Below are 25355 nucleotides of genomic sequence, written 5' to 3'. Positions count from 1 at the left end.
GGGATTTGTGGCAGCTGGATGCAGGGGCGCATGCCGAGCGCGTGGCTGCCCTGCATCAATTGAGTGCAAGGTTTGGCGTGATGGCAGGGTTGAACCAAATCGGGGCAGACTTGCCTCTTGTCAGACGGCGGCGGGCATCTGGTCGACGACCGTCACCCGGTTACGGCCGGATGCCTTGGCGTGGTACATGGCTTTGTCTGCGCTACTGAGCAACGCACCGAGTTCACTCGCGGGGGCTGTTGCGAACGCCAGGCCTATGCTTGCGGTCACCGGGTGTTCGACGTTGACGTTCAGTTTGGCTATCAGGGCCCGTAAGCGCTCGGCGATCTCGGTGGCGGTGTGCAGAGGCGTATCGGGCAGCAGGATGGCGAACTCCTCGCCGCCCAGCCTGCCGGCTATGTCGTCATCACGCAGGCTGGCGCTGATCACGGCACCGATCCGCTGCAGCACCTGGTCGCCCGCCGCGTGCCCGGCCGTATCGTTGATCTGCTTGAAATGATCGACGTCCAGCATCAGCACGGCCACGAAGGTACAACCCGCCCTGCAGCGGGCATGCTGCACCGATGCCGAGTCGAAAAAGGCACGTCGGTTGTTCAGCCCGGTCAGTTCGTCCGTGCACGAAGCCACCATGGCAAGGCGGTGGGCGTGTTCCATTTCGTGTTTCAGGCGCCACGCGGTCAACAGGGCTGAGGACAGGCTTTGCGTCGCGTTGACGACGAACGATGCGAACACCAGTACCGCCAGTGCGATCCCCTGTTGCAGCGCGGAAGGCTGCAATAGCAGCCAACCGGTGCAGGGCAGCAAAACCAGGGCGATCGATACCACGGTCATGTTGCGGTATGACGAGTAACACGACACGGCGCTGACCGACATGCCCACGGCAAACAGCATGATCAATGTCTGCCCCAGCAGGTCGTCGGCCGGCATCACAGCCAATGCACCCAAGCCCCAGGTTGCCGCCGACAGTACCAGCGTGGCCCAGTAGCGCCACTCCCAGCGTTCAGCCGTGCGCTGGCTGGCGGGAGCGCGCAGGTAGGTGAGGAACATGGCGGTACGCAGGGCCGTCGAAAGGCTGAGTACAGCCATCCAGGCGACCACCCTTTGCTGGTCGAAACGCTCCCAGCCCAGCCAGCACAACATGATGGCTGCCAAGTAGCTGCCCAGCACAGCGGGCGCCGACTGGACGAACAGCTGTTTCAGGCGGTCCGTCCTTACCGAGTGCGCTATTTCATCGCGAGGATCAAGGTCTGTCATGGCTGCCGCTGCCACGCTTGAACGGTAGCGCGTTGCGGCACTTCGCAGGCACCTGCAACGGTTGTCAGCAGTTCACGTTGCTGCATGAAGTTTCCCTTGATCGAAGTCGGTGCTGGCGACGCGCAGTCGAGTCTCGCCGAACATAGCCTGTTTCATGACAATCCGAAAGCCAGGCACCCGGGTGTCAGTGCGGGCTGATTCCCGCCGGTGAGGCGGCGTTTGAACCTCAGAGCAGGATGTAGTCGCTGTATTGACGCAGCCCGCCATGGGCACCTTCGATCAAGTGCACATAACGCTCGCCCACCCGGTCGACGGGCAGGCAGTCGTCAACCTCCAGTACTGCATCGGTATGAGGCTTGAGCCAGCCCGCCTGCAGGCGTTGCTTGCCCAGTTGCTTGGCCTGGGCTTTGTCCCTGGCCACCACCAGCAGGTAGCGGTGCGCCTCGCCAAACACGTTGGGCTCGTAGCCGCCCAGGTTGATGAAGAACAGCCGTGGGTCATCCGCGCCTGGCGCCAGCTGGCTGAACGCGACACGGTAGTGATCGATGCCGTCGACTTCCAGCCACGAGTCGATGTGCAGGCCTGCACGGCTGCCGAACCAGTCCTGGCGCAGTTGCGGGTACGCCTGCTGCAGTGAGTCCGCCTGTGCGAACAGCACGTCGTGTACCTCGATACTGGCCCGTGGGTGGCGGCCACCGAGCATGACTACGTACAGCATGAGCAATTCCTTCAGGGAGCAGTAGACGGCGTATTTTGCGGGATTTGCAGGGCAAGTGTGGAGTTCCTAGAAATCTATACAAACCCAGGTAATATCTATGCAATAAGCTACTATTGTATAATATTTGTCGAGGTGTCGAGGCCTGCAGGGCGTTCTTCGCCCTCTGGCTCGGTCCGCTGGCCAGGGACTCGGGCTGGCGGGCAACGACCGAGGTAGCTGAACATGTACAAAGCGCTGTTGCTGGTTGCCTGTCTGCTTCTGGGAAGCTGTGGCAATGTCGGTGTCGAGCACTATGCCCAGACGCAACCGAAGTTGGACCTGGCGGCGTTCTTCTCGCGCCCGGTGCAGGCCTGGGGGATGTTCCAGAAGCGTTCCGGCGAGGTGGTGAAGCGCTTCCACGTGCGCATCGACAGCCGCCGCGAAGGTGAGCGGCTGATCCTCGACGAGCATTTTCTATACAGCGATGGCACGCGCCAGCAGCGCACCTGGACACTGCTGCCGGACGGCCCTGGCCGCTGGCGCGGAACAGCGGGGGACGTGATCGGCGAGGCGCGTGGCGAAGTGGCGGGGAATGCGCTGCGTTGGCGTTACCAACTGGACCTGCCGGTCGACGGGCGGCACTGGCAGGTGGACATGGACGACTGGATGTACCTCATGGATGAAGACACCCTCATCAACCGCACGAGCATGAGCAAACTGGGCGTGGAAGTCGGCCAGATCACCCTGTTCTTCCGCCGCTTGCCAGCGGGCACGCCCTGAAGCTGAACGCGCTTGCCCCGCTCAACGTGACGGCGACGCCGCGAGACGCGAAAGCAGTGGCAGGGCCAATGCCCACACCGGCATCAATAACAGGCCGGTTTCCATCGCGCCCAAAGGCAAGGCGACATCCGCCAGCCTGGCGCCGCCGACATACGCCAACGGGCCGCCGAATGCGCCCAGCAACGCGCCGAGCCAGTAGCGCTTGCCGGCCCATGCCAGGCTGTGGCGCATGCCGCTGGCCAGCACCCACCACAGCAGTGCCAGCCACAGCGGCAGCGGCCAGGCGTCGAAACTGAACACGCCCAGTGCCCCCATCATGCTATCGAGCAGGCAGCCGGCCAACGCAACGCGCCACAGCGCCTTGACCTCGGCGTTGAAGCCCAGGCACAGGCGCAGGTGCACGGCCAGGCCCAGTGGCACCAGCAGCAACAACCAAGGGCGGTGCGCGCCGAGCACGCAGGCCCACCACCCAGCCTGTAACCAGAGCGCATTGGCGAGCAGCCAGCGGCCGCGCATCACGCGTAGCCAGACAAGGGCGCGCGCCGTGCCTGGGGGGCCGCCCACAGCAGGTGCGCCACACCGATGGCGCGCTCCTCGAAGCCGCCTTGGCAATAACACAGGTAGAACTCCCACAGGCGCTGGAACATGTCGTCGTAGCCCAGGTCCATCAGCGCTGTGCGCGCCTGGCGCAGGTTTTCGCGCCAATGCTGCAAGGTGTGGGCATAGTCCAGGCCGAAATCCTCCAGGTGCACCAGGTTGAGTGCAGTCTGCCGGCTGGCGGTGTCCAGCATCACGCTCAGCGAGGGCAGGGCGCCACCGGGGAAGATGTAGCGCTGGATGAAGTCCACCGAGCGCCGTGCCTGGGCATAGCGCTGGTCGCGGATGGTGATCGCTTGCAACAACATCAGGCCTTCGGGCTTGAGCAGCGAGGCGCACTGGCGGAAGTACACCGGCAGGTAACGATGCCCGACTGCCTCGATCATCTCGATCGATACCAGTTTGTCGAAGCTGCCTTGAAGGTCGCGGTAGTCTTCGCGCAGCACCGTCACGCGCTGCGTCAGCCCCAGGGCCTGAACGCGCTGCAAGGTATGGGCGTACTGGGCTTCGGAGAGTGTCGTGGTGGTGACCCGGCAGCCGTACCGAGTGGCGGCGTGGATCGCCAGGCTGCCCCAGCCGCAACCAATCTCCAGCAGGTGATCGTCAGGGCGCAGTTCGAGCTTCTGGCAGATGCGCTCCAGCTTGTGCAACTGGGCGTGCTCCAGGGTTTGCCCGGGGTACTCGAACTGTGCGGCAGAATACATCATGGTCGGGTCCAGCAGCCGCTCGAACAGGGCATTGCCCAGGTCGTAGTGCGCCAGAATGTTGCGCCGGGCGCCGCGCCTGCTGTTGCGGTTGAGCCGGTGCAGCAGGCGCAGGGCAGGGCGGCCGAAGCGGGCCAGGCCACCTTCGAGCGCATCGAGCACTTCCAGGTTGGCGACGAACAGGCGCGTCACCAGTGCCAGGTCGGGGCTTCGCCAGTAGCCGTGGATGTAGGCTTCGCCCGCGCCGATCGAGCCATTGCCGGCGATCAGGCTCCAGGTAGCGTCATCGAGGATCTCCACCTCGGCCTGCAGCAGGCTTTCGGCATCACCGAAGCTCCACTGCTGCCCGTGGCTGAGCAGGCGCAGGTGGCCGTGGCGCAGTTTGCCCATCTGGGCAAGCACGGCGCTTCGTGCCAGCCCGCCGAGTAAGGGCGCAAGGCCGGCGAACTTGCTAACGCTCAGGGTGGGATTCGACATGTTCAGGGTCCTCGCAAGGTTGGCCGAGCGCCAGGTCGCCCTGGCGGGTGGTGTGGTCATGGACGGGGGTGCGCTTGCACAACAGGCGCAGCGCTTGCCAGTAGATGGCCAGAACGGTGTGCAGGCTCATCCAGGGGAAGGTCAGCACGTAGCGGCGCAGCGCCGGTGCATCCAGTGGCTGGCGCTGCAAGGTGAGGTCGGCCTCGAACACCTTGCGGCCGCCTTGCCAGTTCTGCATGTGAATGCGTACATGCGCCGCGTCCAGGCTGAAGCGCAGGTGATAGTCCATGTTCAGGGGCATGAACGGCGACACATGGAAGGCCTTGGCCACGGTGAAGCGCTTGGCAAGGTTGCCCTGCACTGGCAGCACGTAGTGAAAGCGTTCACGCCACGGCGTGTTGCGCACCTCCAGCAGAATCGCCGCGAGGCGCCCGTCGCGGTCATGGCAGAAGTAGAAGCTCACCGGGTTGAACGACAGCCCCCAGCAACGCAGTTGCGTGAGCAGGCGCACAGGGCCTTCGGGCAGATGCCCTGTCGCCTGGTGGACCAGCAAGCGTGCGGCCTGGGCCAGCGGCTCGCCTTGGCGGGTCAGCGCGGGCAGGTAGTCGGTCTCGCGCCAGCACAGCGGCGCCAGGCGCCAGCGCCCCAGCCAGCGTGACAGGCCCAGCAGCCAGGTTTGCTCGTCCAGGTCCAGGTAGAACATGCCGATCCGGTAACGGAACGCGTGGCGCCGCGGCGTCAGGCGCCGGTGGCTGACCCAGCCCAGGCAAAGGCTGCTGTTCACAGCTGCTCTCCAAAATGCGCGGCCACCTTCAGCGCGCTGACTACCCCGTCTTCGTGAAAACCATTACCCCAGTAGGCGCCACAGAAGTAACTGCGTTGCTGGCCCTGCAACTGCGCCTGGCACGCCTGCGCGGCGGAGGCCGCAAGGCTGTACTGCGGGTGGGCGTACTGGAAGCGGGCGATGATCTGCGCCGGGTCTACTTGCGCGGTCTGGTTGAGGCTCACGCAGAAGGTGGTCGGCGCCTTGATGCCTTGCAGCAGGTTCATGTTGTAGGTCAGCGCCGCAGGGGCCTGCTCTGGCCCGCCCAGGCGGTAGTTCCAACTGGCCCAGGCGCGCCTGCGGCCTGGTAGCAGACGGGTATCGGTGTGCAGCACCACGTCGTTGCTGGCGTAGCCGATGGCGCCGAGCACGGCGCGCTCCTGCGGGCTTGGGGTGTCCAGCAGCGCCAGGGCCTGGTCGCTGTGGCAGGCGAACACCACATTGTCGAAGCGTTCGCTGCCGGCAGCGCTGACGACGGTGACGCCACGTTCGTCGCGGCTGACCCGGTAAACCTTGCAGTTGAGGCGGATGCGTTCGGCAAACGGTCGGCACAGCGGCGCAACATAGCCGCGCGAACCGCCTTTGATCACCCGCCACTGCGGCCGTTGGGTGACCGACAGCAAGCCGTGATTGCGACAAAAGCGCACGAAAAACGCTAGGGGGAAGCTAAGCATGTCTGCGCGGGACATCGACCAGATCGCCGAACCCATCGGCACGATGTAGTGGTCGATGAAGCGCCGACCATAGCGGTGCGCCTGAAGGTAGGCGCCCAGGGTGGTGTTGGCGTCGATGCGCTGGGCGTCGAGGTCGGCGACTGCCTGGCGGTTGAAACGCAGAATATCCCGTAGCATCCCCCAGAACCCTGGGGACAGCAGGTTGCGGCGTTGGGCGAACAGTGTGTTCAGGTCATGACCGTTGTATTCCAGGCCGGTGATCGGGTCATGCACCGAGAAACTCATCTCGGTCGGCTGCGAGGCGACCTTGAGCTGGTCGAGCAACCGGATGAAGTGCGGGTAGGTCCAGTCGTTGAAGACGATGAAACCGGTGTCTATCGCATGGCGCTCGCCTTGCCAGATCACATCGAAGGTATGCGTGTGCCCCCCGATCCATTGCTCGGCCTCGAAAACAGTCACTTCGTGCTTGCGTGACAGCAGATGGGCGCAGGTCAGCCCCGCGATGCCACTGCCGATGATTGCTATACGCATGAATCATCATTCCTGTTCATGGCGGGCAAGGCGTTGGCCCAGTGCCAGGCGCAGGCGCGCGGGCAGCGCCCCGAGCAGGCGCAACACCCAGGTAAAAAGGCCGGGGAAATTGATTTCCAGCGGGCGGTGCTGCAGGCGCCTGGCGATATGCCGGGCTGCGCGCTGCGCGGGCCACAGCTGCGGCATGGGGAAATCGTTGCGCCGGGTCAATGGCGTGTCGACGAAGCCTGGGCTGACCAAGGTGACTGCGATGCCCTCGTGTGCCAGGTCGATGCGCAGTGACTCCACCAGGTAGCGCACCGCAGCCTTGGATGCGCCGTAGGCGCCAGCGCGAGGCAAGGCCAGCCAGCTTACCGAGCTGCCCATCACCACCAGGTGGGGACGTTGGCCGGCGCGAAGCAAGGGCAGTGCCGCCGCCAGGCAGTAGCTGACACCCAGCACGTTGGTGCGCAGCACACGTTCGACCAAGGCCGGATCAAAATGGCCCGGCTCCAGGTATTCGCAGGTGCCTGCATTGAGAATGGCCATGTCCAGCCCGCCCCAGGCCTGCTCGATCCGGGCGGCGATAGCGGCCACCTGCTGCGGGTCGTCAATATCGCCAATGGCCAGCAATACCTGCCCGGGGAACCGTTCAGCCAAGGGGGCAAGGCGCTCTGCGAGGCGCCCCCCCAGAGCAACCTGGTGGCCTTGTTCAAGCAGTATCTGCGCGAGTGCGGCACCGATACCGCTGCTTGCGCCGGTCAACCAGCAGCGGCTCATGCCAGCCTGCCTTTGAGCCAGCGGATAGCACTGCCCATGACCGGGAGGTGTTCATACAGCAGGGCGCCGGCGTCGAAATAGTCCTGGTGAAAATGCACACGGTCGCGCCAATGCAAGCAGCTGCAGCCTTGCAAGGTGATCTGCTGGCCGCGGGCCAGGCGTGGGTGGCAAAACTGCAAGGTCCAGCGCAGGTAACCCTGCCCGGGCCTCACCTCGTCGACGCTGGTGAAGGCATAGCGGATATCGTGGGCGTTGGCGTACAACTGCTCGAAGTAGGCCCGCAAGGCCGGTAGCCCCTGTATCTGATGCAGGGGATCGCGAAAGGTGACCTCTTCGCTGTACAGTTTTTCCAGCGCGTCTAGGTTATCCCCATCGAGGCTGGCGAAGCGCTCGGCGAATTGTTGTAGGTACGCTGACATACTGGGCTCCAGGCAATCCTGTACAACAATGATTTGTTGTACAGGTATAGCTGAAGCCTGAGCGTTAATCTATACAAATAAACGATCTTGTATAGGTTTTTGGGTCAGCCCTTGGCTTGGCCCAGTTGCCGACGCAACTCAGCCACTTCCGCCTCCAGCTCGCGTACCTTTTCCTCGGCAAACACCTGCGCTGTGACGTCGCGCTGGATACCGATGTAGTACGTCAGCTGGTCCGCTTCGTTGTGCACGGGCGTGATGGACAGCTCGTTCCAGAACAGGCTGCCGTCCTTGCGGTAGTTGCGCAGTACCTGGCAGCAGGGGCGGCCTTCGCGGATCGCCTCGCGGAGGGTGGCGATGCCGACCTGGTCATGGTCCTCGCCCTGAAGAAAACGGCAGTCCTGATAGAGGATGTCCTCGGCGCTGTAGCCCGTCAGGCGCTCGAAGGCAGGGTTGACGTAGATAAGGATGCTGTCATTGCCCTCCTGCTCGGCGACGACGACGCCATCGTTGGACTGCTCGACCATCAGTTGCAGGAGTTTTGCGTTGATCATAGGGCCCACCCACATAAATCTCGTATGCGATATGCGCAGCGTAGCCTCTGTGCAGAAGGCTTCGGCGCCGTTTGCTGCATGATGAACCAAGGCCGCTCGCCGCAGAAGGTGCAGATGGGTTTAGAATAGGGCACCCCCCGGAAGCCCCCTCGCCATGACTGACGCCACCCCACCTGATTTGCTACCCATGCGCGATGTGGTCAGCCTGACCGGCATCAATCCGGTGACCTTGCGTGCCTGGGAGCGGCGGCATGGGCTGATTCGCCCGCAGCGCACCGAGGGCGGCCATCGCTTGTACACGGCCCGGGATGTCCAGCGTATACGTGACATCTTGCGCTGGACCTCCAACGGCCTGCCCATCAGCAAGGTTGGCGACATGCTCGCAGGCCAGCCTGAGGCGCCTGTGCAGCCGCACTCGGCCTTTGACGATTGGCGCGCCGCCGTAGTGCGCGCAACCCAGGCATTCGATGCGCAGGCGCTGGAAGGGCTGCATGGCCAGTTGTTCACACTCATGCCCAAGGCCACCGTACTGCGTGAAGTGCTGCTGCCGGTGTGGCATGAGCTGGCTTCAGGCAGTGCGTTCGGCCAGCGTAGCCAATGGCTGTTTCTCGATACGTTCCTGCGCGCCCGCTTGATGCTGCGCCTGCAGATGAACCAGGCCGATGCGCCGCGCGTACTGCTGGCAGGCACCGAAGGGCAAGCCGAACTGCAAGTGTTGTGTGCCGGGCTGCTGTTGAGCGGCGAGCATCAACGCATCGAGGTGCTCGGCTGCGGGCAACCGCTGGAAGAGCTGCCCCTGTTGTGTGCGGCGATGCAGCCGGCGGCACTGGTGATTGCGCTGCAGGCACCGGTTGGCCCTGTGTTGGCCAGGCGCCTGCGCGCGTTGCAGATGGAGATTGCCTGCCCGCTGGCGCTGATAGGTGCGGGCCTCGCCGGCTCTCAGGCGGCGTTGCAAGGCATTGCGTTGTGCCTGCTGGACGAGCAAGGCGCCGACGTCGCGGGCAAACTCAACGCCTTGCTCAGCGGCGCCCTGGATTTCTGACCCTGTAGCGGCAGGCATCTAGGAAAGCACGCGATCTTCAGCCACCACACGGTTACGCCCATTTTCCTTGGCCAGGTACAGGCGCTCGTCGGCACGCTTGAGGATGGCTGCGGCGGTGGGGGTCTCTGTACTGCGGCAAGCCACACCGATAGACAGCGTCAGCGTGCCGACCTGCTTCATGGGCGTGGCGCTCAGCATCGAGCGAATACGCTCGGCGACCTCTTTCGCAGTACTCGGCCCGGTGTTCGGCAGCAGCAGGCAGAACTCTTCGCCGCCGGCCCTGCAGGGCAGGTCCCCTGCACGCGTACAGGCACGGATCACTTGCGCCACCTGCTGCAGGGCCAGGTCGCCGACATCATGGCCGAAGGTGTCGTTGACCCGCTTGAAGTGGTCGATATCCAACGCCAGTACCGCATAAGCCTGCTGCGATGCATCCAGGGCCTCGAGTGCCGCCTTCATCGCGCGCCGGTTGCCCAGGCCGGTCAACAGGTCGGTTTCGGCAGCGGCGTTCAAGGTGCCGATCTTCTGTTGCAGGTGTTGCGCCTGCAGCACCAGTGCCTGGCGGATCGCCGCGGCCTCTGCGTACCAGGCATTGATCGCGGACAGTTCTGCCGTGGCATTGGGCGCCGAAAGGTCGATGGCATGGCCGGCCAGTGCACGTAACGGGCGGGTGATCAGCATCACGCCGAGCAGTATCAGAGCAAAGCCGACCACCCCGGCCGGGATGATCTTGATCAGCATGTCGCGCATCAGCTTGCCCAGTGGTGCCAGTGCCTGTGCCTGCGGTTGTTGCACCACCACAGCCCAGTTGGACCCCTGCACATGGGCAAACCCGGCAAGCATCGGCACCCCCCGGTAATTGACGGTTTCCAGGGTGCCGTTTTCACCGTGCAGGGCGATGTCCACCGTCTCGCTCCAGCCGAGCACTTCACCGATGCGCTGTTGGTCGGGGTGGTAAAGCAAGCGGCGGTTGCCGTCGGCGACGAAGGCGAAGGTGCCATCGAGGTGATGTTCGCCAATCAGCGAATGCATCACGCCACGCTGCTGCAGGTACACCGAACCGCCCACCAGCCCGAGAAACTGGCCGGCCGGGCTGAAGATCGGCTGCGACACAAAGATGATGAGCTTGCCGTTGGCCGCAGTGAATGCCTGGCTGACCAAGGGCTGCCGTTGTTTGAGTGCTGCGTGCAACTCAGTAGAAGCCACCGTCGAACCGATCTGCACCCCAGGCGGGTATGCCTGCAGGATCTTGCCCGCAGGGTCGGTGATCAGCACGCTGTTCAGTTCCGAGTCCTGGGCCTGCAAGCGAAGCGCTTCCTCCTCCAGCAAGGCTGGGTTGCCAATGTCGCGGCCCAGGCGTTGGCTGCTGTATTTCAGGCGCTCATTGACCGAGTACAGGAACCCATCGATGCTGGAGGCCACCTTGAACGCGTAGGCACGGTTGGCTTCCAGCGCCGAGTGGACCAAAGCATCGCGTTGCACGCCGTAGGCGGTGATCAGGCCATTGCACAGCGTGCCCAGCACGGCGAGTAGAACAAAGCTCAAAATCAGGCCACGCAGGCCGATATGCGATGACAGAACGTTGCCCATGAGTACGTCGTAAGCCTCAACTGCTGGAAATGCTGGCAGAAGCTTAGACAGGAATCGGGTTGTGCACCGCGCAGCCCTGCAAACTGTCTTCGCCATTGCGCAGGAACGTCCTACCTCGTTGATTCAACGCGCGGCAACGGTGGATGAAGATCGAGCGCCGCCCGCGCGGCGCTCGATATACGCACCCCTGAAGAAACCAAGCCAGGCACCCCTTCCCCATACGCCTCACAGCCCTAACCGAACATCTCCTTGCAATTAATTACATTTGAGCGCGCCAGCATTTTGCCTTCGTGCTGTAAGATTGACGGTTACGCTATATCGCAAGCTAATTTGCTATTTTTTTGACGAAGATCAAAATGCCACCCTAGCGCGCATGCGATATTCCTCCCGAAATCCGTTTCAATTCTTAATTTAGAGCCAGTGTTTTGACGAATGGAATGCCGTTGTTGGCAATCTCCGGCTTAGGCGCCGAAAGCAGCCAGCTTCATCTACAGGGACTGTATTGGTTGGCCTGTGACACCGCAGAAGACGCCACCTTGCTCTGCCGCCAGGTGGTGGAGGGGTTGCCCGAACCAACGCGGGCAGCCCTGATCGCCAATGCGCAAGGCATGGGTGATGTGCTGAGTGCACTGGATGCCGCAAAGGGCCCGGGCGAGCTGGCGCTGTATGAAGCCAACCCTCACGCCACCCTGCACCTGGTCGATGATCTGCCCCGTCTCGATGTTCCTGGCCGTGTGCTTGTCGCGCTGGCGCCTGCCGGTGCCTGGGCAGACGGCAAGGTCGAGCGCTGGTGCGAGGCGCTGCGCCCGCTGTTGTTGGCCGAGGCGGCGCTGCTGCTGGTCATCAGCGGTGGCCAGAGTGCCGGCCTGGTGGAGTGCCTGCGCGTGTTCAACCAGGGCGTCGACGGCCTGGCCCAGGTGTATCGCGGCAAAGGCGGGGTCCGTTACCTGCAGCACTTCTGGAGCAACCCGCTTGGCAAGGCGGGCACCCGGGACATGGAGCTGGTGCGCCTTGACGCGGGGTTTGCCGTTGCCGGTACGCCGCAGGCGCCCACCGATACCGGTGGCGATGAGCTGTTGTGCCTGGCCCAGCGGCCGGTCCTTGAAGGGGCGCCTGCCTTCTCCGAGCACTGGCAGGTCTGCGAAAGCCTCGACGAACTGGCTGACCGCGCCAGCCGAGCGGTGTCCGCCACGGTCATTTTCGCCATGGATGGCGGGCAGCGGCTGGACAGCCTGGCGCGCCAGCTGCACCGCTTGCGCCAGTTGCGTGGCAATGCCTTGAAGCTGGTAGTGCGCGAAATGGCGCCCACCTTGCGCTATCAGGATGAACAACTGCTGCTGGCCTGCGGCGCCACCCAAATCGTGCCGTTTGGCGCCAGCCTGTCACGCTTCCTGACCATGGTGGAAAGCATCCAGGGTTATGTCTGGCGCCGACACCTGCCAACCGACTTCGATGCCTTGCTCACGCGTTTGCGGCCACTCGCGATCTGCGGCTTGGTAGCGCCTGATGCGTTCGCCGAAGCAGTGCAGAGCATGTGGCACGGTGTACGTAACGGCGAAATCGTCCACCAGTTGCTGGTATTGCGCCCGGCCCCAGGTCTGACCCCGCTGCAGGCATGCTCGCGTACGGTGTTCCGCCGCGACGGCGACATCGCTTGTGTGGTCGGGGAGGTGTTGTTCCTGTTCCTGTTTGCCTGCCGTTCCGAAGGCGTCGAACAGGCGCTTGATCACATCTTCCAGTTGTCATGGAAAGAGCTGTTCATCAGCCAGGAAGTGCTTGCCGGCGTCGACAGCCTGGCCGCCCCGGCCTTCCTCGATAACCGCTCGCCGCAGCCGCCGCGGGTCGATGCAGCGGCGCAGTTGCCCACGCCCGCGCGGCCGGCACTGGCACCGCGCCGGGTCGCCCTGGGCAAGCGGGGCGCAGTATGAACTTCGCGCAATTGCTGCAAGTGATCGCCCTCACTGCGTTGGTCACCTTGGGCCTGGCCTTGCTGGTGGTGCGCCTGCGCGCAGTGTTGCGCGGCTGGTTGCACCGCCGCCTTTCCCCCCGTTACCTGAAACCGCTGGGCGTACGCCACCGCGCTGCACGCCAGGAACCCCGTAATGACTAATACAACCGTCACGCTCCCGGTTCTGGCCCGATGGCCTGGTCTGGGAGCGTGGAACCTCTATTTTCTGGCCAAGTTCCTGCTGGTCGCTCTGGGCATGCTCGACTTCCAGGCGCTGCCGAACCTGTTGTTCGCAGCGTTTCTGCTGATCCCGTTGCCGGGCAAGTGGTTGCGCATTGCGCGCCAGCTGGCGGCGCTGCCGATTGGCATCGCGTTGTTCTACCAGGACACCTGGTTGCCGCCGTTCAGTCGCCTGCTGGCGCAGCCGGGGGTACTCGATTTTTCGTGGAGCTACCTGCTCGAACTGCTGGGCCGTTTCATCAACTGGAACCTGATGGGCGCGCTGGCACTGCTGTTGGTGGGGTATCTGTACCTGCGCCATTGGCTGCGCCTGAGTACCCTGAGCCTGTTAGGGCTGGGCTGGCTGGCCGTCGGCGGGCTGCCGTCACTGGGGTTCACTGCGGGCCAGGCGCCTGGCACGGTGACTACCAGCCCCGCTGCGCAGGCGCAGGCCACGGCGCTGGCCGACAACGCCACGCTCGACGGCTGGCTTGAGCGGTTCTTTGCCAGTGAGCGTGAACGGGTAACGGCGTTCCCTGCCATGAATGCCGAGGAGCAGCCGTTCGACCTGCTGGTGATCAACATCTGCTCGCTGGCCTGGGATGACCTGTCGGCCGTGGGGCTGCGTGACAACCCGCTGCTCTCGCGCCTGGACGTGGTCTTCGATCAGTTCAACTCGGCCACGTCCTACAGCGGGCCGGCCGCCATTCGCGTACTGCGTGCCAGCTGTGGGCAGTCGTCCCACGCGGGCCTGTACCAGAGCGCCCCGGAGCAGTGCCTGTTGTTCCAGAACCTGGCCAGGCTTGGCTTCCAGAGCAATACCTTGCTCAACCACAGCGGGCGCTTCGACAACTTCATCGGCGATATCACCCAGCAGCACATGCCGCAACCCGGCCTGCGCAACACCGATTTCCCGCGGGCACTGGTCGGCTTCGACGGCTCGCCGATTGCCAGCGACCTGGACGTGTTGCGGCGCTGGTGGGGGCAGCGTAAAGGCACGCCGGCCGAGCATGTGTCGCTGTTCTACAACAGCATCAGCCTGCATGACGGCAACCGCATCGTCACCGCCGACGGCGGCACCCGCGTCGCCGACTACGCCACCCGCGCCAACCGCCTGTTCGGCGAGCTGGGCACCTTCCTCGACGAACTGGAGCGCAGTGGCCGCCGCGTGGTCGTGGCCATCGTCCCGGAGCATGGCGCCGCGCTGCATGGCGACCGCATGCAGCTGTCGGGCATGCGCGAAATCCCCACGCCGTCGATTACCCATGTGCCGGTTGGCCTGAAGTTCATCGGCATGGGGCAGCCTGGGCGCAGCGAGCCGCTGCGGGTCTCGGCGCCCACCAGCTACCTGGCGTTGTCCGAAGTGATATCGCGGGTGTACGCCGGCCTTGGCCAGCAGCAGGTACTGGATGTGCCCAGCCTGCTGAACGACCTGCCGACCACCGAACAGGTCGCGGAAACCTCCGGTGCGCAGGTCTTGAACTACCAGGGGCGCGCCTATATGCGCCTGCAAGGCCAGCCTGACTGGCAGCCTATCCCCGAGGAGAGCCGATGAAGCCTGGCAACGCTGACCCTGCCGACCGTAGTGACGACATTGCCCAACTGCGCCAGCACCTGGATATGCCGGACCTGAACTATCAGGATATTTCCATGCTGGTGGGGGTTCAGCAGGCCTTGCAGCGCTGGCCGTTGCTGGGTGAAAGCTGCCGGTCCAGTGCCCAGGATGGGCTGCCTATGCCTGTACCCAAGCGCGAGGCGGTGTTGCCATGACCAGCCTAGCGTTGCACGGCGTGCGCGGTGGCCTGGGGCGCAGTGCCTTGCTGGCCGCGCTGGGCTATGCGCTGCAGGGCGTGGGTGAGCGGGTGCTGTTGATCGACCTGTGCCCGGACAACCTGCTGGGGCTGCATTTCAACCTGCCGCTGGAGGCGCGCGAGGGCTGGGCGCTTGCCGAGCGGGAAGGGCGGCCGTACACCGACGCTGTATACGAGGTGCTCGATGGGCTGTGCCTGATGCCGTTCGGCAATGCACCTGGCGATGCGCTGCACCCGGCGGCCGACGCTGCAACCTGGGCCGCTCGCCAAGTTGAACTGGCCGAACACTTCGACTGGTTGCTGTTCGACGTGCCGCAGTTACCGGCCGCGGCTGCGGGCCACTGCGTCGAGACCGATGTGCGGGTGCTGGTGGCCGAAGCCGAAATGGCCAGCCATCTGCTGCTCGGGCGCCGAGCCATCGAGCGCTACGACCTGCTGCTGGTCAACCGTTACGACCCGGCCAGCCGCTTGCAGAGCGACCTCCTGATGGTGTGGCGCGACCTGTTCCGTGATCGCTTGCCCCTGCAGGTGGTGCACCGCGACGAGGCCTTTCTCGAGGCCTTGGCGTGCAAGGCCCCGCTTGGCCATTATGCGCCGCAGAGCCTGGCCTGCCGGGATGTGCAGAGCCTGGCGGTGCGCTGCCTGACGAGGCGGCAGTCGTGACCCTGAACCCTCTGTCGGCTTACGCCTGGTTCACCACACGCGGCGCGCAGCGGCCGGTCGCCTGGCTGTTTACCTTGGGTGTGGCGCTGGCCGTGCTGTTCTTGCGCCTGGAGTCGCCCGCCTGGCAGGCCCTGTTGGCCGAGCGTCAGCGCCTGTACCCGCAGTTGGCGGGCAAGCGCCCGAGCCTGGGCGACCCCGTGCGGGTGTTGATCCAGAGCCTGTGGCTGCTGCTACGGCGCCAACCGCTGCCACGCCAACCAGGGCCGGCCAGCAAGGCCTGGCGTGCCGTGCGCGGCCAATGGCACACCACGCGTCAGAGGGTGCAGCACTACCGTGGCCGGTTGATCGACCGGCTGCAACGGTTGCCCGCGCGCTATCGGGCCAGTGCCTTCAAGCAGGTAGCCTCGGCACGCTTGCGCGGCCTGAGCGTATTCGCCCGCTGGGCCTTCTATGGTGTGCTGACGCTCTGCGCCTTTGGCCTGGCCTTGCTGTGCGTGACCGAGCCGTTCGGCTACCTGGCACAGTTGACGTTCATCTGCCTGCTTCTGGGTATTGCCATGCTGGTGCGGCACATGCCGGGCCGCTTTCCGACCCTGATGCTGATCGTGCTGTCGACCATCATCTCTTGCCGCTACCTGTGGTGGCGTTATACCTCGACCCTGAACTGGAACGACACCACGGACCTGGTGTGCGGGGTGATCCTGCTGGCTGCCGAGACCTACTCGTGGTGCGTGCTGATTCTGGGCTACATCCAGACCTGCTGGCCGCTGCAGCGCAAGCCGGCGAACCTGCCGGCCAACCCCGGGCACTGGCCGACGGTCGACCTGATGATCCCCACCTACAACGAAGACTTGGCGGTGGTGCGCACCACCGTGCTGGCCGCCCTGGGCCTGGACTGGCCACGCGAGTGCCTGCGCATCTACATTCTCGACGATGGCCGGCGCGACGCGTTCCGCGCCTTTGCCGACGAGGTCGGCGTGGGCTACATCGTGCGCCCGGACAACAAGCACGCCAAGGCCGGCAACCTCAACCATGCGCTGGGTGTGACCGACAGCGAGCTGATCGCCATCTTCGACTGCGACCACGTGCCGGTGCGCTCATTCCTGCAGATGACGGTGGGCTGGTTCCTCAAGGACCCGAAGCTTGCGCTGGTGCAGACGCCGCACCACTTCTTCTCGCCAGACCCGTTCGAGCGCAACCTGGGCTCGTTCCGCCGCCGGCCCAATGAAGGGGAGCTGTTCTACGGCCTGATCCAGGACGGGAACGACATGTGGAATGCGGCATTCTTCTGCGGCTCATGCGCGGTACTGCGGCGTACGGCGCTGCAAAGCATTGGCGGCTTTGCCGTGGAGACCGTGACCGAAGATGCCCACACCGCCTTGCGCATGCACCGCCAGGGCTGGTCTTCGGCTTACCTGAGCATCCCCCAGGCGGCGGGCCTGGCCACCGAGAGCCTGTCGGCGCACATCGGCCAGCGTATTCGCTGGGCGCGTGGCATGGTGCAGATCTTTCGTACCGACAACCCGATTTTCGGCCGCGGGCTGAGCCTGTTTCAGCGGGTGTGTTACGCCAACGCGATGCTGCACTTCTTGGCCGGCCTGCCGCGGCTGGTGTTTCTGACTGCGCCGCTGGCGTTCCTGTTGCTGCATGCCTACATCATCTATGCGCCTGCCTTGATGATCCTGCTGTACGTGTTGCCGCACATGATTCACGCCAGCCTGACCAACTCGCGCATGCAGGGCAAGTACCGGCAAACGTTCTGGGGCGAGGTCTACGAGACCGTGCTGGCCTGGTACATCGCCCGCCCCACCACGGTCGCGCTGTTCGCGCCGAAGAAGGGCACCTTCAACGTCACCGCCAAGGGCGGCCTGATGGAGCAGGGGCAGTTCGACTGGCGCATCGCCCAGCCCTACCTGTGGCTTGCGGCACTCAACGTGGCCGGCCTGGGCTTTGCCGTGTGGCGGCTGTTCACCGGCCCCGCGGCGGAAGTCGGCACGGTGATCGTCAGCTCGTTGTGGGTGGTCTACAACCTGCTGATCATCGGCGCCGCCGTTGCCGTGGCCGCCGAGGTGCGCCAGGTACGCCGCGCCCACCGGGTGCAGATGCACTTGCCGGCGGGGCTGGTGCTGGCCAGCGGTCACGCCTACCCCTGCACCCTGGTCGATTACTCCGATGGCGGCGTCGGCCTGCAGTTGCACCAAGGCCTTGCGCTCAAACCCGGGGCGCAGGTACGCCTGCTGCTCAACCGTGGCCAGCGCGAGTTTGCCTTCCAGGCCTGCGTTACCCGTACCGTCGGGCAACACGTGGGCCTGGTGTTCCACGACCTGAGCCAGCAACAGCGCATAGACCTGGTTCACTGCACCTTTGCCCGTGCCGATGCCTGGCTTGGCTGGCACCAGCAACACGAGGCCGATCGCCCGCTGCGCAGCCTGGTCGAGGTGCTGAAGCTGGGCGCTGTCGGTTACCTGCGCCTGGTCGAGCACATGCCGCCGTGGCTGCGGACGTGGTTGCGCCCGCTGCGCGCGCTGGTGCATTGGCTGGCCAGCTACAGGCCCCGCACGCCGCGGCCTATCCCTTTCATGAACCCTGTTGATCGAGACGCATGATGACTGGTTATCCCGCGCGTACCTGGGGCCTGGCGATGGCGCTGTTTGCCGCCTTGTCGCAGAGCGCCGCTGCCGCCTCCGAAGCCCCGCTTGCCGAGCCCGCCGTACCCAAGGTGCCGAGCTGGCCGGTTACGAAAACCTTCGAGCAGCTCGGGCATGCGTCCGACAGCCTGCTGCTGGGGGTGCGCAACAGCGAACACATCGAATTCGGCCTGCGTCGCGACCGCCTGGCCACCGAAGCCACCTTGCAGCTGGACTACACGCCTTCGCCCGCGCTGTTGCCGAACCTGTCGCACCTGCGCGTCTACCTCAATGACGAGCTGATGGGGGTAGTGCCGGTGGAGAAGGAGCAGCTTGGCCAGCGCGTGCGCCGCCAACTGCCGCTGGACCCTAAGCTGCTCAGCGACTTCAACCGGGTCCGCCTGGAGTTTGTCGGGCATTACACCGACATCTGCGAAGACCCGGCGCACAGCGGCCTGTGGCTGAACCTGAACCGCAAGAGCCAGGTGCAGTTGCACGAGCAGGCACTGGCGCTGGACAACGACCTGGCGTACTTCCCGCTGCCGTTCTTTGACGCGCGCGACACCGGCAAGGTCGAGCTGCCGGTGGTGTTCAGTGGTGTGCCGAGCCTGGGTGAGCAGCGTGCGGCCGCGATCCTGGCGTCTTACTTCGGCAGCCAGGCCGGCTGGCGCAAGGCAACCTTCCCGGTGCTGTACAACCGCCTGCCGGCCAGTGCCGACACCCCCAAGCCGAGCATCGTGTTTGCCAGCAATGAACGTCGCCCGGCATTTCTCGCCGACCTGCAGCAGTTTCCGCTGGTCGACGGCCCGGTGTTGCAGATGATCGACCATCCGCACGACCGCTTCAGCAAGGTGCTGTTGGTACTGGGGCGCAACGATGACGACCTGATCAAGGCAGCTTCGGCGCTGGCGGTTGGCAACAACCTGTTCCGTGGTGCCCGGGTGCAGGTCGAGCAGATGACCGCGCTGCAGCCGCGCAAGCCCTACGACGCGCCAAACTGGACGCGCACCGATCGGCCGGTGCGCTTCGCCGAACTGCTCGACTACCCCGAGCAGTTGCAAGTCAGTGGCCTGCAACCGCGGCCGGTGACGCTGTCACTGAATTTGCCGCCAGACTTGTTCGTCTGGCGCAACCAGGGCATCCCGTTGCGCACGCTGTACCGTTATACGGCACCGGCAGTGACTGACGAATCGCGCCTGAGTATCAGCGTCAATGACCAGTACATCACCAGCATGCCGCTGGTGGGCAACGACCGGCGCGGCGGCACGCTCGAGCAGGTGCGCCTGGCGGTGCTGTCAGGTGACAGCAGCGCACTGACCGAAAACTCGCTGGTGCCGGCGTTGAAGATCGGCGACCGCAACCGCCTGCGTTTCGATTTCAGCTTTGCCAGCACCCTGGGCAGCGCCCAGCGCGATCATTGCCAGACGTCGCTGCCGGTGGATGTGCGCGCGGCGATCGACGAAAACTCGACCATCGACTTGTCCGGCTACCACCATTACATCGCCATGCCCGACCTGCGCGCCTTCGCCCGCAGCGGCTTCCCGTTCAGCCGCATGGCCGACCTTTCCGAAACCCTGGTCATCATGCCGGCAAAGCCCACGGCGATGCAGGTTGGCACCTTGCTCGACGCGGTTGGTGGGCTGGCCGGGCAAATCGGTTACCCGGCGCTTGGTCTGAAGCTGGTCGATGACTGGAAGCAGGCAACGGCCGCCGACGCCGACTTGTTGCTGATTGGCAGCTTGCCCGAGGCTTTGAGCGATGCGCCTAACCTCGGCCTGCTGCTCAGCGCCCAGCGTGACTGGTTGCTGCAAGGCCGTAGCGCAGGGTTGCCAGGCAGCCAGCGCTTCGACACCGCACCGGTGGCCGCAAGCAGCCGTGTGGCGGTCAGCGCGCAAGCGCCGATCGCGGCCATCACCGGGTTGAAATCGCCGTTCCACGAGCAGCGCAGCGTCGTCGCCCTGCTGGCCAACAGCGACAGCGATTACGCATTGCTGCGCGACGTGCTGGGTGATGTGGGCAAACTCGATGCAGTGGCCGGTTCGGTGACGCTGGTGCGCAGCAGTGGCGTCACCAGCCAGTTCGTCGGCGAGCACTACTTTGTCGGTGCGCTGCCCTGGTGGATGTTGCTGTGGTTCCACTTGTCCGAGCACCCGGTGTTGCTGGCGGCGATCGCGGCCCTTTGCGTGGTGCTGTTTGCCTTCTTGCTGTGGCGGGCATTGCGCTGGGCAGGCCGTCGTCGCCTGGGCGAGCGCGGGTGATGGTGCGTCCGTTGCTGGTAGGGCTGGTCGCCTTGGGCTTGCCCGTTTTCGCCAATGCCGCACCCGCCTGCCCGTGGCCGGCCTGGGAGCGCTTCAAGGCCGAGCTGGTGAGCGTGGACGGGCGGGTCATCGACCCGAGCGATGAGCGCCTGATCACCACCTCGGAAGGGCAGAGTTATGCGCTGTTCTTCGCCCTGGTGGGCAATGACCGGGAGGCGTTCGCGCAGGTGCTGGGCTGGACCGGCAACAACCTCGCCGAGGGCGACCTGGCGCGTCACCTGCCGGCCTGGTTGTGGGGCCGCAAGGGCCAGAACCAGTGGCAGGTGCTGGACGCCAACAACGCCAGCGACGCCGACCTGTGGATTGCCTACAGCCTGCTGGAGGCGGGGCGGCTTTGGGAGATGCCTGCCTATACGCAACTGGGGCAGCACATGCTATGGCGCATCGCCGCCCAGACCGTGCGCAAGCTGCCGAGGCTGGGGGTGATGCTGCTGCCTGGTGACTACGGCTTCGAGGATGCCAACGGCACCCGCTTGAACCCAAGCTACCTGCCGCTGCAGGTATTGGACCGCTTCAGCCTGGTGGACCCGCTGTGGGGCGAACTGGCCGCCAACACGCGGCGTCTGTGGCTGGCTTCGTCGCCAAAGGGCTTCGCCCCGGACTGGCTGCTGTGGACGCCGGCCGGTGAGCTGGCTGCGGACCCGCAGCATGGCAACGCCGGCGACTACGACGCCATTCGCGTGTACCTGTGGGTCGGCATGCTGGCCGAGGGCGCGGCGCAACGTGCCGAACTGCTGGCCCACTATGCCCCGATGGCGGCAGTGACCGCACACCAGGGGCTACCGCCAGAGCGCGCGGATGCGCACAGCGGTAACACCAGCGGCCATGGTCCGGCGGGGTTCTCTGCAGCATTGCTGCCATTGCTGGCCGCGTCGCCAGCGCACGTTGCCAGCCTTGCCGCCCAGCGTCAGCGCCTGCACGAGCAGCCAGTCGAGGCCAAGGCCTATTACGGCCAGGTGCTCGCGCTGTTTGGCCAGGGCTGGGATGAAGCCCGTTACCGTTTTGACTCGCACGGCCGCTTGTTGCCGGCCTGGAGCGCGCCATGCAGCGAATGATTGGCGTGGTGATGCTGGCGACGCTGGCGTGCCAGGCCGTAGCGCAACCCAAGGATGCCGCTGAACAGCGCCAATGGCTGCTGGACCAGGTGCGTCGGGGCGAGGCATTGCACCGTGACGATCTGGTGCGCGATGCACTGGGCCGCCTGCAATTGCTGGAGCCGCGCAACCCGGACGTGCTGCTGGCAGCCCTGAGTCTGGCGTTACGTGACAAGAACACCACCGAGGCCCAGCAGTTGCAGGCCAGGATCAATGCCCTGGCGCCTGGCAGCCTGCAGGCACGCCAGGCCACGCGCCTGCTTGCGCTGCAGCAGCCAGAGGCGGCGCGACGCTTGCAGCAGGCACGCCTGTTGGCCGTTACCGGGCGCAATGAAGAAGCGCTGGCGGCGTATGAGCACTTGTTTGCGGGTGAACCGCCCAGCCTTGAGCTGGCCCTTGACTACTGGCGCGTGCGCGGCAACCTGCCAGGCCAACGCCCTGAAGCCATCCGCCAGTTGCAGCAACTGGACCGGCAGTACCCTGGCAGCGCCGGGCTGCGCCAGACCCTGGCCGGTTGGCTGTTCGCTGAAAACCGCGACCGCGAAGCGCTGGCGCTGCTCGATCAACTGTCACGCGACCCTGGCGCACGCGATGCCGCTGCCCAGCGCGAGTTCGACTACCTGTCCGGGCAGGCGGTGAGCACCGCCAGTGCGGCGGCCTGGCAAGCTTTCCTGCAACGCTACCCGGCCTCGCCGCTGCTGGCCCAGGCCAGCGATAACCTGCAACAGCAGCGCAAACTGCTGGCCGACCCATCCTGGCAGGCTGGCCAGCGGGGCAAGGCGTTGCTCGACAAGGGCCGTAACGCCGAAGCTGAAGCACAACTGCGCCGGGCGCTGCGCCAGTACCCGGACGATGCCAGCCTGTACGGTGCCCTGGGTTATGCGCTGATGCGCCAGAGCCGCTACCAAGACGCCAACGCTGCGTTCCGGGCGGCCAGCGTCAAGGAGCAGGACACCTACTGGATCAGCCAATGGAAAGACCTGGAGTCGTCCAGCCAGTACTGGGCGCTGCTCAACAAAGCTGAGCGGGCATTGCAGGCAAACGACCTGCGAGGCGCGCGCGCCCTTTACCTGCAGGCACGCCAGCAGCGTCCCAAGGATGAATACGCCTTGCTGGGCCTGGCGGATGTCGCGCTGGCAGAGGGCGATGCGGCAGCTGCCGAGCGCCAATTCCTGCAGGTGCGGCGCATGGCGCCGGATAACGAAAGCGCTGTGCGTGGCCTGATGCGTGTGTACCAGGCGCAGTCGCCAGACAAGGCGCAGGCATACCTGGACAGCCTGCCGCCACGCCAGCAAGCGCAATTCGCCAGCCTGCGCCGCAGCCTGGAACTGGCGCGCCTGCGTCAACAGGCTGATGAAGCCCTGCAGCGCGAAGACTGGCAGGCGGCCAGCCAGGCGCTGGGCCAGGCAACTGCCTTGGCCCCCGATGAGCCTTGGCTGGTCTATCAGCTGGCCAACAGCTTGCGTCACCAGGGGCGCACCGCCGAGGCCGACGCGGCATTCGCCAGGCTGGTGCAGCACCAGCCACTCGACCCGGCGACGCGCTATGCCCACGGCCTGTTTCTGGAGTCCAGCGACCGTGATGCCTTGGCTCTGGACAGCCTGGGCGCGGTACTGCAGGCAACCTGGAACCCGGACATGCACGCGCTGCAGCAGCGTATTCAACGGCGCATGACCCTGGCCTCGGCGCAACAGCTGCAGGCACAAGGCCGTAGTGCCGAGGCATCAGCTTTGCTGGAAGCCAGTCTGGCGCGTGGTGAAGGTAGCCCGGATGACGTGATGCTGTTGGGCGACTGGGCAGCAGCGCGCGGTGAACCTGGCAAAGCGCGTGGCTATTACCAGCGTGTGCTTGCCGTACAGCCTGGGCGTGCTGATGCGCGGCTTGGGGTGATGGAAAGCGCCGTGGCCCAAGGCAACCTGGCGCAGGCCCGGCACATGCTGGGCGTGCAGGTGCCACAATTTGCCGCTGATGACAGCAACGCCCAACGGCGTTTGGCGGCGATCTGGGTCGCCTTGGGCGAACACGAGCAAGCGGCGAGGCTGCTCGACCGGATTGCAGCGCAGCAGGTGCGCCCCGATCCGTTGTTGCGGCGTGATGCCGCTCGCCTGGTGGCGCAGGATGACCCGCAACGGGCGCTGGACCTCTATGCGGCGGCCATGGCCGATGCGCAGTTGCTCGACCGCGCCGCCGTGTCGCCACGCGACGACCGCGCGCTGACACTGGCCAGCCGCGAGCAGGGCGCCGATGACTGGCTGGCGCGCAGCTTGCGCAGCGACGTCGATGCCCTGTATCGCCAGCGCAATACCCACGTGACCCTGATGCATGATTACGGCTGGCGCGAGGATGACGGTACGCCGGGCACGTCCGAGCTGAGCACCCAGTCGACCTTGTTGCATGTCGATACCCCCTGGCAGGACGGCACCGCCTTTGCGCGTATAGAACGTATCGGCATGGATGCGGGCTCGTTCGAGCAGAACGATCAGGGGCGCTACACCCCCGACTTCGGCAGCTGCCAGTTTGTTGGCCAGACGGCTGACGGAAAATCGCTGCCCGCGTGTACGGGCGGCTCGCAGACAGCCAACGGCAGTGTGCTGGCGCTGGGTTGGCAGGGCAACCGCTGGGCCTTCGACCTGGGCACCACCCAGGGCTACGCAGTCAACAACTGGCTGGGTGGGGCAACGGTCAACGGCGACCTGGGCCAGGTCGGCTGGTCACTGACCGCTTCGCGGCGGCCGATGAGCAACTCGCTGCTGTCGTTCGCCGGGGCACGCGACCCGGCAACCGGCGTACGCTGGGGCGGAGTCACGGCCAATGGCGGCACGCTTGGCCTGAGCTGGGACCAAGGGGGCGATAACGGCGTCTGGGCCAGCCTGGGGCACCACTGGCTGTATGGCGAGAACGTCGCCGACAACCAGCGCACCCGCGCCATGGCCGGCTACTACCACCGCCTGGTGGAAAAAGCCGACGAGCGCGTACGCGTTGGCCTGACGCTGATGCACTGGCGTCACGACAAGGACCTGGGCGGCTACAGCCTGGGGCAGGGCGGCTACTACAGCCCGCAACGCTACACGTCGGTGGGCGTGCCGGTCAGTTACGCCTGGCGCAACTACGACTGGTCGTTACTGCTGGAGGGTTCGGTCGGTTGGTCCCAAGCCCACAGCGGCCGCAGCCGCCTGTACCCGGACGCGCCCATCAACCACAAGGTACTGGCGCAGTTTGACGTGCGTTCGAACATCGATGCCATGAACGATGCCAGCGACAGCAGCGGCCTGGGCTACCGCCTGCGCGGCCTGTTCGAGCGCCGCCTGAGCGACCACTGGGTGCTGGGGGGCGGGTTCGATTGGCAGCACAGCGATGACTATGCACCAAGCCACGGCATGCTTTACTTGCGCTACCTGTTCGAGCCGTGGCGGGGCAACCTCGCGCTGCCGGTGACGCCGCTGGAGCCGTACAGCGAGTGGCGTTGAGGCACGGTGAGCCTAGTGTGGTGTTTCAGAAATATACCAATGAACATTACATATCCAGGGCCCGTGCCGCATGGGCGACTGAGGCCAGAATGCCCTCGGCTTTTTTAAGGGGAGATGGGATGCCTGGAGATTGTATTCGCGGCCACCAGGTGCCTGGCTTGGCATTTTCAGCGCCTGTCAGATCGAGCGCCGCCCGCGCGGCGCATCGCGAGCTACGCTCGCTCCTACGTTTGTTTCGGGCCAGTAACGCCTGCACCCGTGCACGCGACCGCCTTGTTTGTACGACACGATATCCAGCCAGGTGCCCAAG

Annotated in this window: 21 protein-coding genes; 11 read left to right on the top strand and 10 right to left on the bottom strand. The window is 65.1% G+C overall.

The window, feature by feature from the left end:
• Positions 1-120: 120 nt before the first annotated feature.
• The gene (locus DJ563_RS08535) at positions 121-1167 is read right to left on the bottom strand and encodes a diguanylate cyclase (protein ID WP_434519708.1); all 1047 of its coding nucleotides are present in this window, start codon (positions 1165-1167) and stop codon (positions 121-123) included.
• Positions 1168-1480: 313 nt separating this feature from the next.
• On the bottom strand, positions 1481-1972 hold the full coding sequence (locus tag DJ563_RS08530) for a DUF1543 domain-containing protein (protein ID WP_274099259.1): 492 nt from the start codon (positions 1970-1972) through the stop codon (positions 1481-1483).
• Between the two features lie 222 nt (positions 1973-2194).
• Here DJ563_RS08530 and DJ563_RS08525 point away from each other — a divergent pair, with 222 nt between their 5' ends.
• Positions 2195-2731 (top strand): DUF3833 domain-containing protein, encoded by a 537-nt coding sequence (locus DJ563_RS08525; RefSeq protein WP_274099258.1) that lies wholly within the window; start codon positions 2195-2197, stop codon positions 2729-2731.
• Between the two features lie 21 nt (positions 2732-2752).
• Here DJ563_RS08525 and DJ563_RS08520 read toward each other — a convergent pair whose 3' ends face one another.
• From DJ563_RS08520 to DJ563_RS08490, 7 genes are all read right to left on the bottom strand, one after another.
• Positions 2753-3247 (bottom strand): DUF2878 domain-containing protein, encoded by a 495-nt coding sequence (locus tag DJ563_RS08520; RefSeq protein ID WP_434519279.1) that lies wholly within the window; start codon positions 3245-3247, stop codon positions 2753-2755.
• Complete coding sequence (locus tag DJ563_RS08515; protein ID WP_434519278.1) at positions 3247-4509, bottom strand: class I SAM-dependent methyltransferase; 1263 nt, start codon at positions 4507-4509, stop codon at positions 3247-3249. Before DJ563_RS08515 ends, DJ563_RS08520 begins: the two co-directional genes overlap by 1 nt.
• A complete protein-coding gene (locus tag DJ563_RS08510) occupies positions 4484-5293 on the bottom strand; it encodes a DUF1365 domain-containing protein (protein ID WP_434519277.1) in 810 nt (269 codons plus the stop codon). The genes DJ563_RS08515 and DJ563_RS08510 overlap by 26 nt, the downstream gene beginning before the upstream one ends.
• Complete coding sequence (locus DJ563_RS08505; protein ID WP_274099254.1) at positions 5290-6537, bottom strand: NAD(P)/FAD-dependent oxidoreductase; 1248 nt, start codon at positions 6535-6537, stop codon at positions 5290-5292. Before DJ563_RS08505 ends, DJ563_RS08510 begins: the two co-directional genes overlap by 4 nt.
• Before the next feature lie 6 nt (positions 6538-6543).
• A complete protein-coding gene (locus tag DJ563_RS08500) occupies positions 6544-7296 on the bottom strand; it encodes an SDR family NAD(P)-dependent oxidoreductase (protein WP_274099253.1) in 753 nt (250 codons plus the stop codon).
• On the bottom strand, positions 7293-7715 hold the full coding sequence (locus DJ563_RS08495; RefSeq protein ID WP_274099252.1) for a nuclear transport factor 2 family protein: 423 nt from the start codon (positions 7713-7715) through the stop codon (positions 7293-7295). The genes DJ563_RS08500 and DJ563_RS08495 overlap by 4 nt, the downstream gene beginning before the upstream one ends.
• A 104-nt stretch (positions 7716-7819) precedes the next feature.
• The gene (locus tag DJ563_RS08490; RefSeq protein WP_274099251.1) at positions 7820-8266 is read right to left on the bottom strand and encodes a PAS domain-containing protein; all 447 of its coding nucleotides are present in this window, start codon (positions 8264-8266) and stop codon (positions 7820-7822) included.
• 154 nt (positions 8267-8420) lie between these two features.
• Here DJ563_RS08490 and DJ563_RS08485 point away from each other — a divergent pair, with 154 nt between their 5' ends.
• Positions 8421-9308 carry a MerR family transcriptional regulator gene (locus DJ563_RS08485; RefSeq protein ID WP_434519276.1) on the top strand — a complete coding sequence of 296 codons (888 nt, stop codon included), beginning with the start codon at positions 8421-8423 and terminating at the stop codon, positions 9306-9308.
• Positions 9309-9326: 18 nt separating this feature from the next.
• On the opposite strand, the gene DJ563_RS08480 is transcribed toward DJ563_RS08485, so the two are convergent.
• Entirely contained in the window at positions 9327-10898 is a 1572-nt protein-coding gene (locus DJ563_RS08480) for a diguanylate cyclase (RefSeq protein ID WP_434519275.1), read from the bottom strand.
• Between the two features lie 437 nt (positions 10899-11335).
• Between DJ563_RS08480 and DJ563_RS08475 the strand changes: the two genes are divergently transcribed.
• From DJ563_RS08475 to bcsC, 9 genes are read left to right on the top strand one after another with little or no spacing between them, the layout of a single operon-like run.
• Positions 11336-12826 carry a BcsE family c-di-GMP-binding protein gene (locus tag DJ563_RS08475; RefSeq protein WP_434519274.1) on the top strand — a complete coding sequence of 497 codons (1491 nt, stop codon included), beginning with the start codon at positions 11336-11338 and terminating at the stop codon, positions 12824-12826.
• Positions 12823-13008 (top strand): cellulose biosynthesis protein BcsF, encoded by a 186-nt coding sequence (gene bcsF, locus DJ563_RS08470; RefSeq protein WP_186655988.1) that lies wholly within the window; start codon positions 12823-12825, stop codon positions 13006-13008. The genes DJ563_RS08475 and bcsF overlap by 4 nt, the downstream gene beginning before the upstream one ends.
• Entirely contained in the window at positions 13001-14620 is a 1620-nt protein-coding gene (gene bcsG, locus DJ563_RS08465; RefSeq protein WP_434519273.1) for a cellulose biosynthesis protein BcsG, read from the top strand. The genes bcsF and bcsG overlap by 8 nt, the downstream gene beginning before the upstream one ends.
• Positions 14617-14835: a cellulose biosynthesis protein BcsR gene (bcsR, locus tag DJ563_RS08460; RefSeq protein ID WP_434519272.1), complete on the top strand. Its 219-nt coding sequence runs from the start codon at positions 14617-14619 to the stop codon at positions 14833-14835. Before bcsG ends, bcsR begins: the two co-directional genes overlap by 4 nt.
• Complete coding sequence (gene bcsQ, locus DJ563_RS08455; protein ID WP_434519271.1) at positions 14832-15539, top strand: cellulose biosynthesis protein BcsQ; 708 nt, start codon at positions 14832-14834, stop codon at positions 15537-15539. Before bcsR ends, bcsQ begins: the two co-directional genes overlap by 4 nt.
• Positions 15536-18145, top strand: coding sequence for a UDP-forming cellulose synthase catalytic subunit (gene bcsA, locus DJ563_RS08450; protein ID WP_434519270.1), 2610 nt, complete (start codon positions 15536-15538; stop codon positions 18143-18145). Before bcsQ ends, bcsA begins: the two co-directional genes overlap by 4 nt.
• Positions 18142-20424 (top strand): cellulose biosynthesis cyclic di-GMP-binding regulatory protein BcsB, encoded by a 2283-nt coding sequence (bcsB, locus tag DJ563_RS08445; protein WP_434519269.1) that lies wholly within the window; start codon positions 18142-18144, stop codon positions 20422-20424. The genes bcsA and bcsB overlap by 4 nt, the downstream gene beginning before the upstream one ends.
• Positions 20424-21539: a cellulose synthase complex periplasmic endoglucanase BcsZ gene (gene bcsZ, locus DJ563_RS08440; RefSeq protein WP_434519268.1), complete on the top strand. Its 1116-nt coding sequence runs from the start codon at positions 20424-20426 to the stop codon at positions 21537-21539. Before bcsB ends, bcsZ begins: the two co-directional genes overlap by 1 nt.
• Entirely contained in the window at positions 21527-25045 is a 3519-nt protein-coding gene (gene bcsC / locus DJ563_RS08435) for a cellulose synthase complex outer membrane protein BcsC (RefSeq protein ID WP_434519267.1), read from the top strand. Before bcsZ ends, bcsC begins: the two co-directional genes overlap by 13 nt.
• Positions 25046-25355: the final 310 nt, after the last annotated feature.

Source organism: Pseudomonas sp. NFX1, assembly GCF_051123555.1.
Taxonomy (GTDB): Bacteria; Pseudomonadota; Gammaproteobacteria; order Pseudomonadales; family Pseudomonadaceae; genus Aquipseudomonas; species Aquipseudomonas capeferrum.
This window is presented reverse-complemented; position numbering and strand designations above follow the sequence as displayed.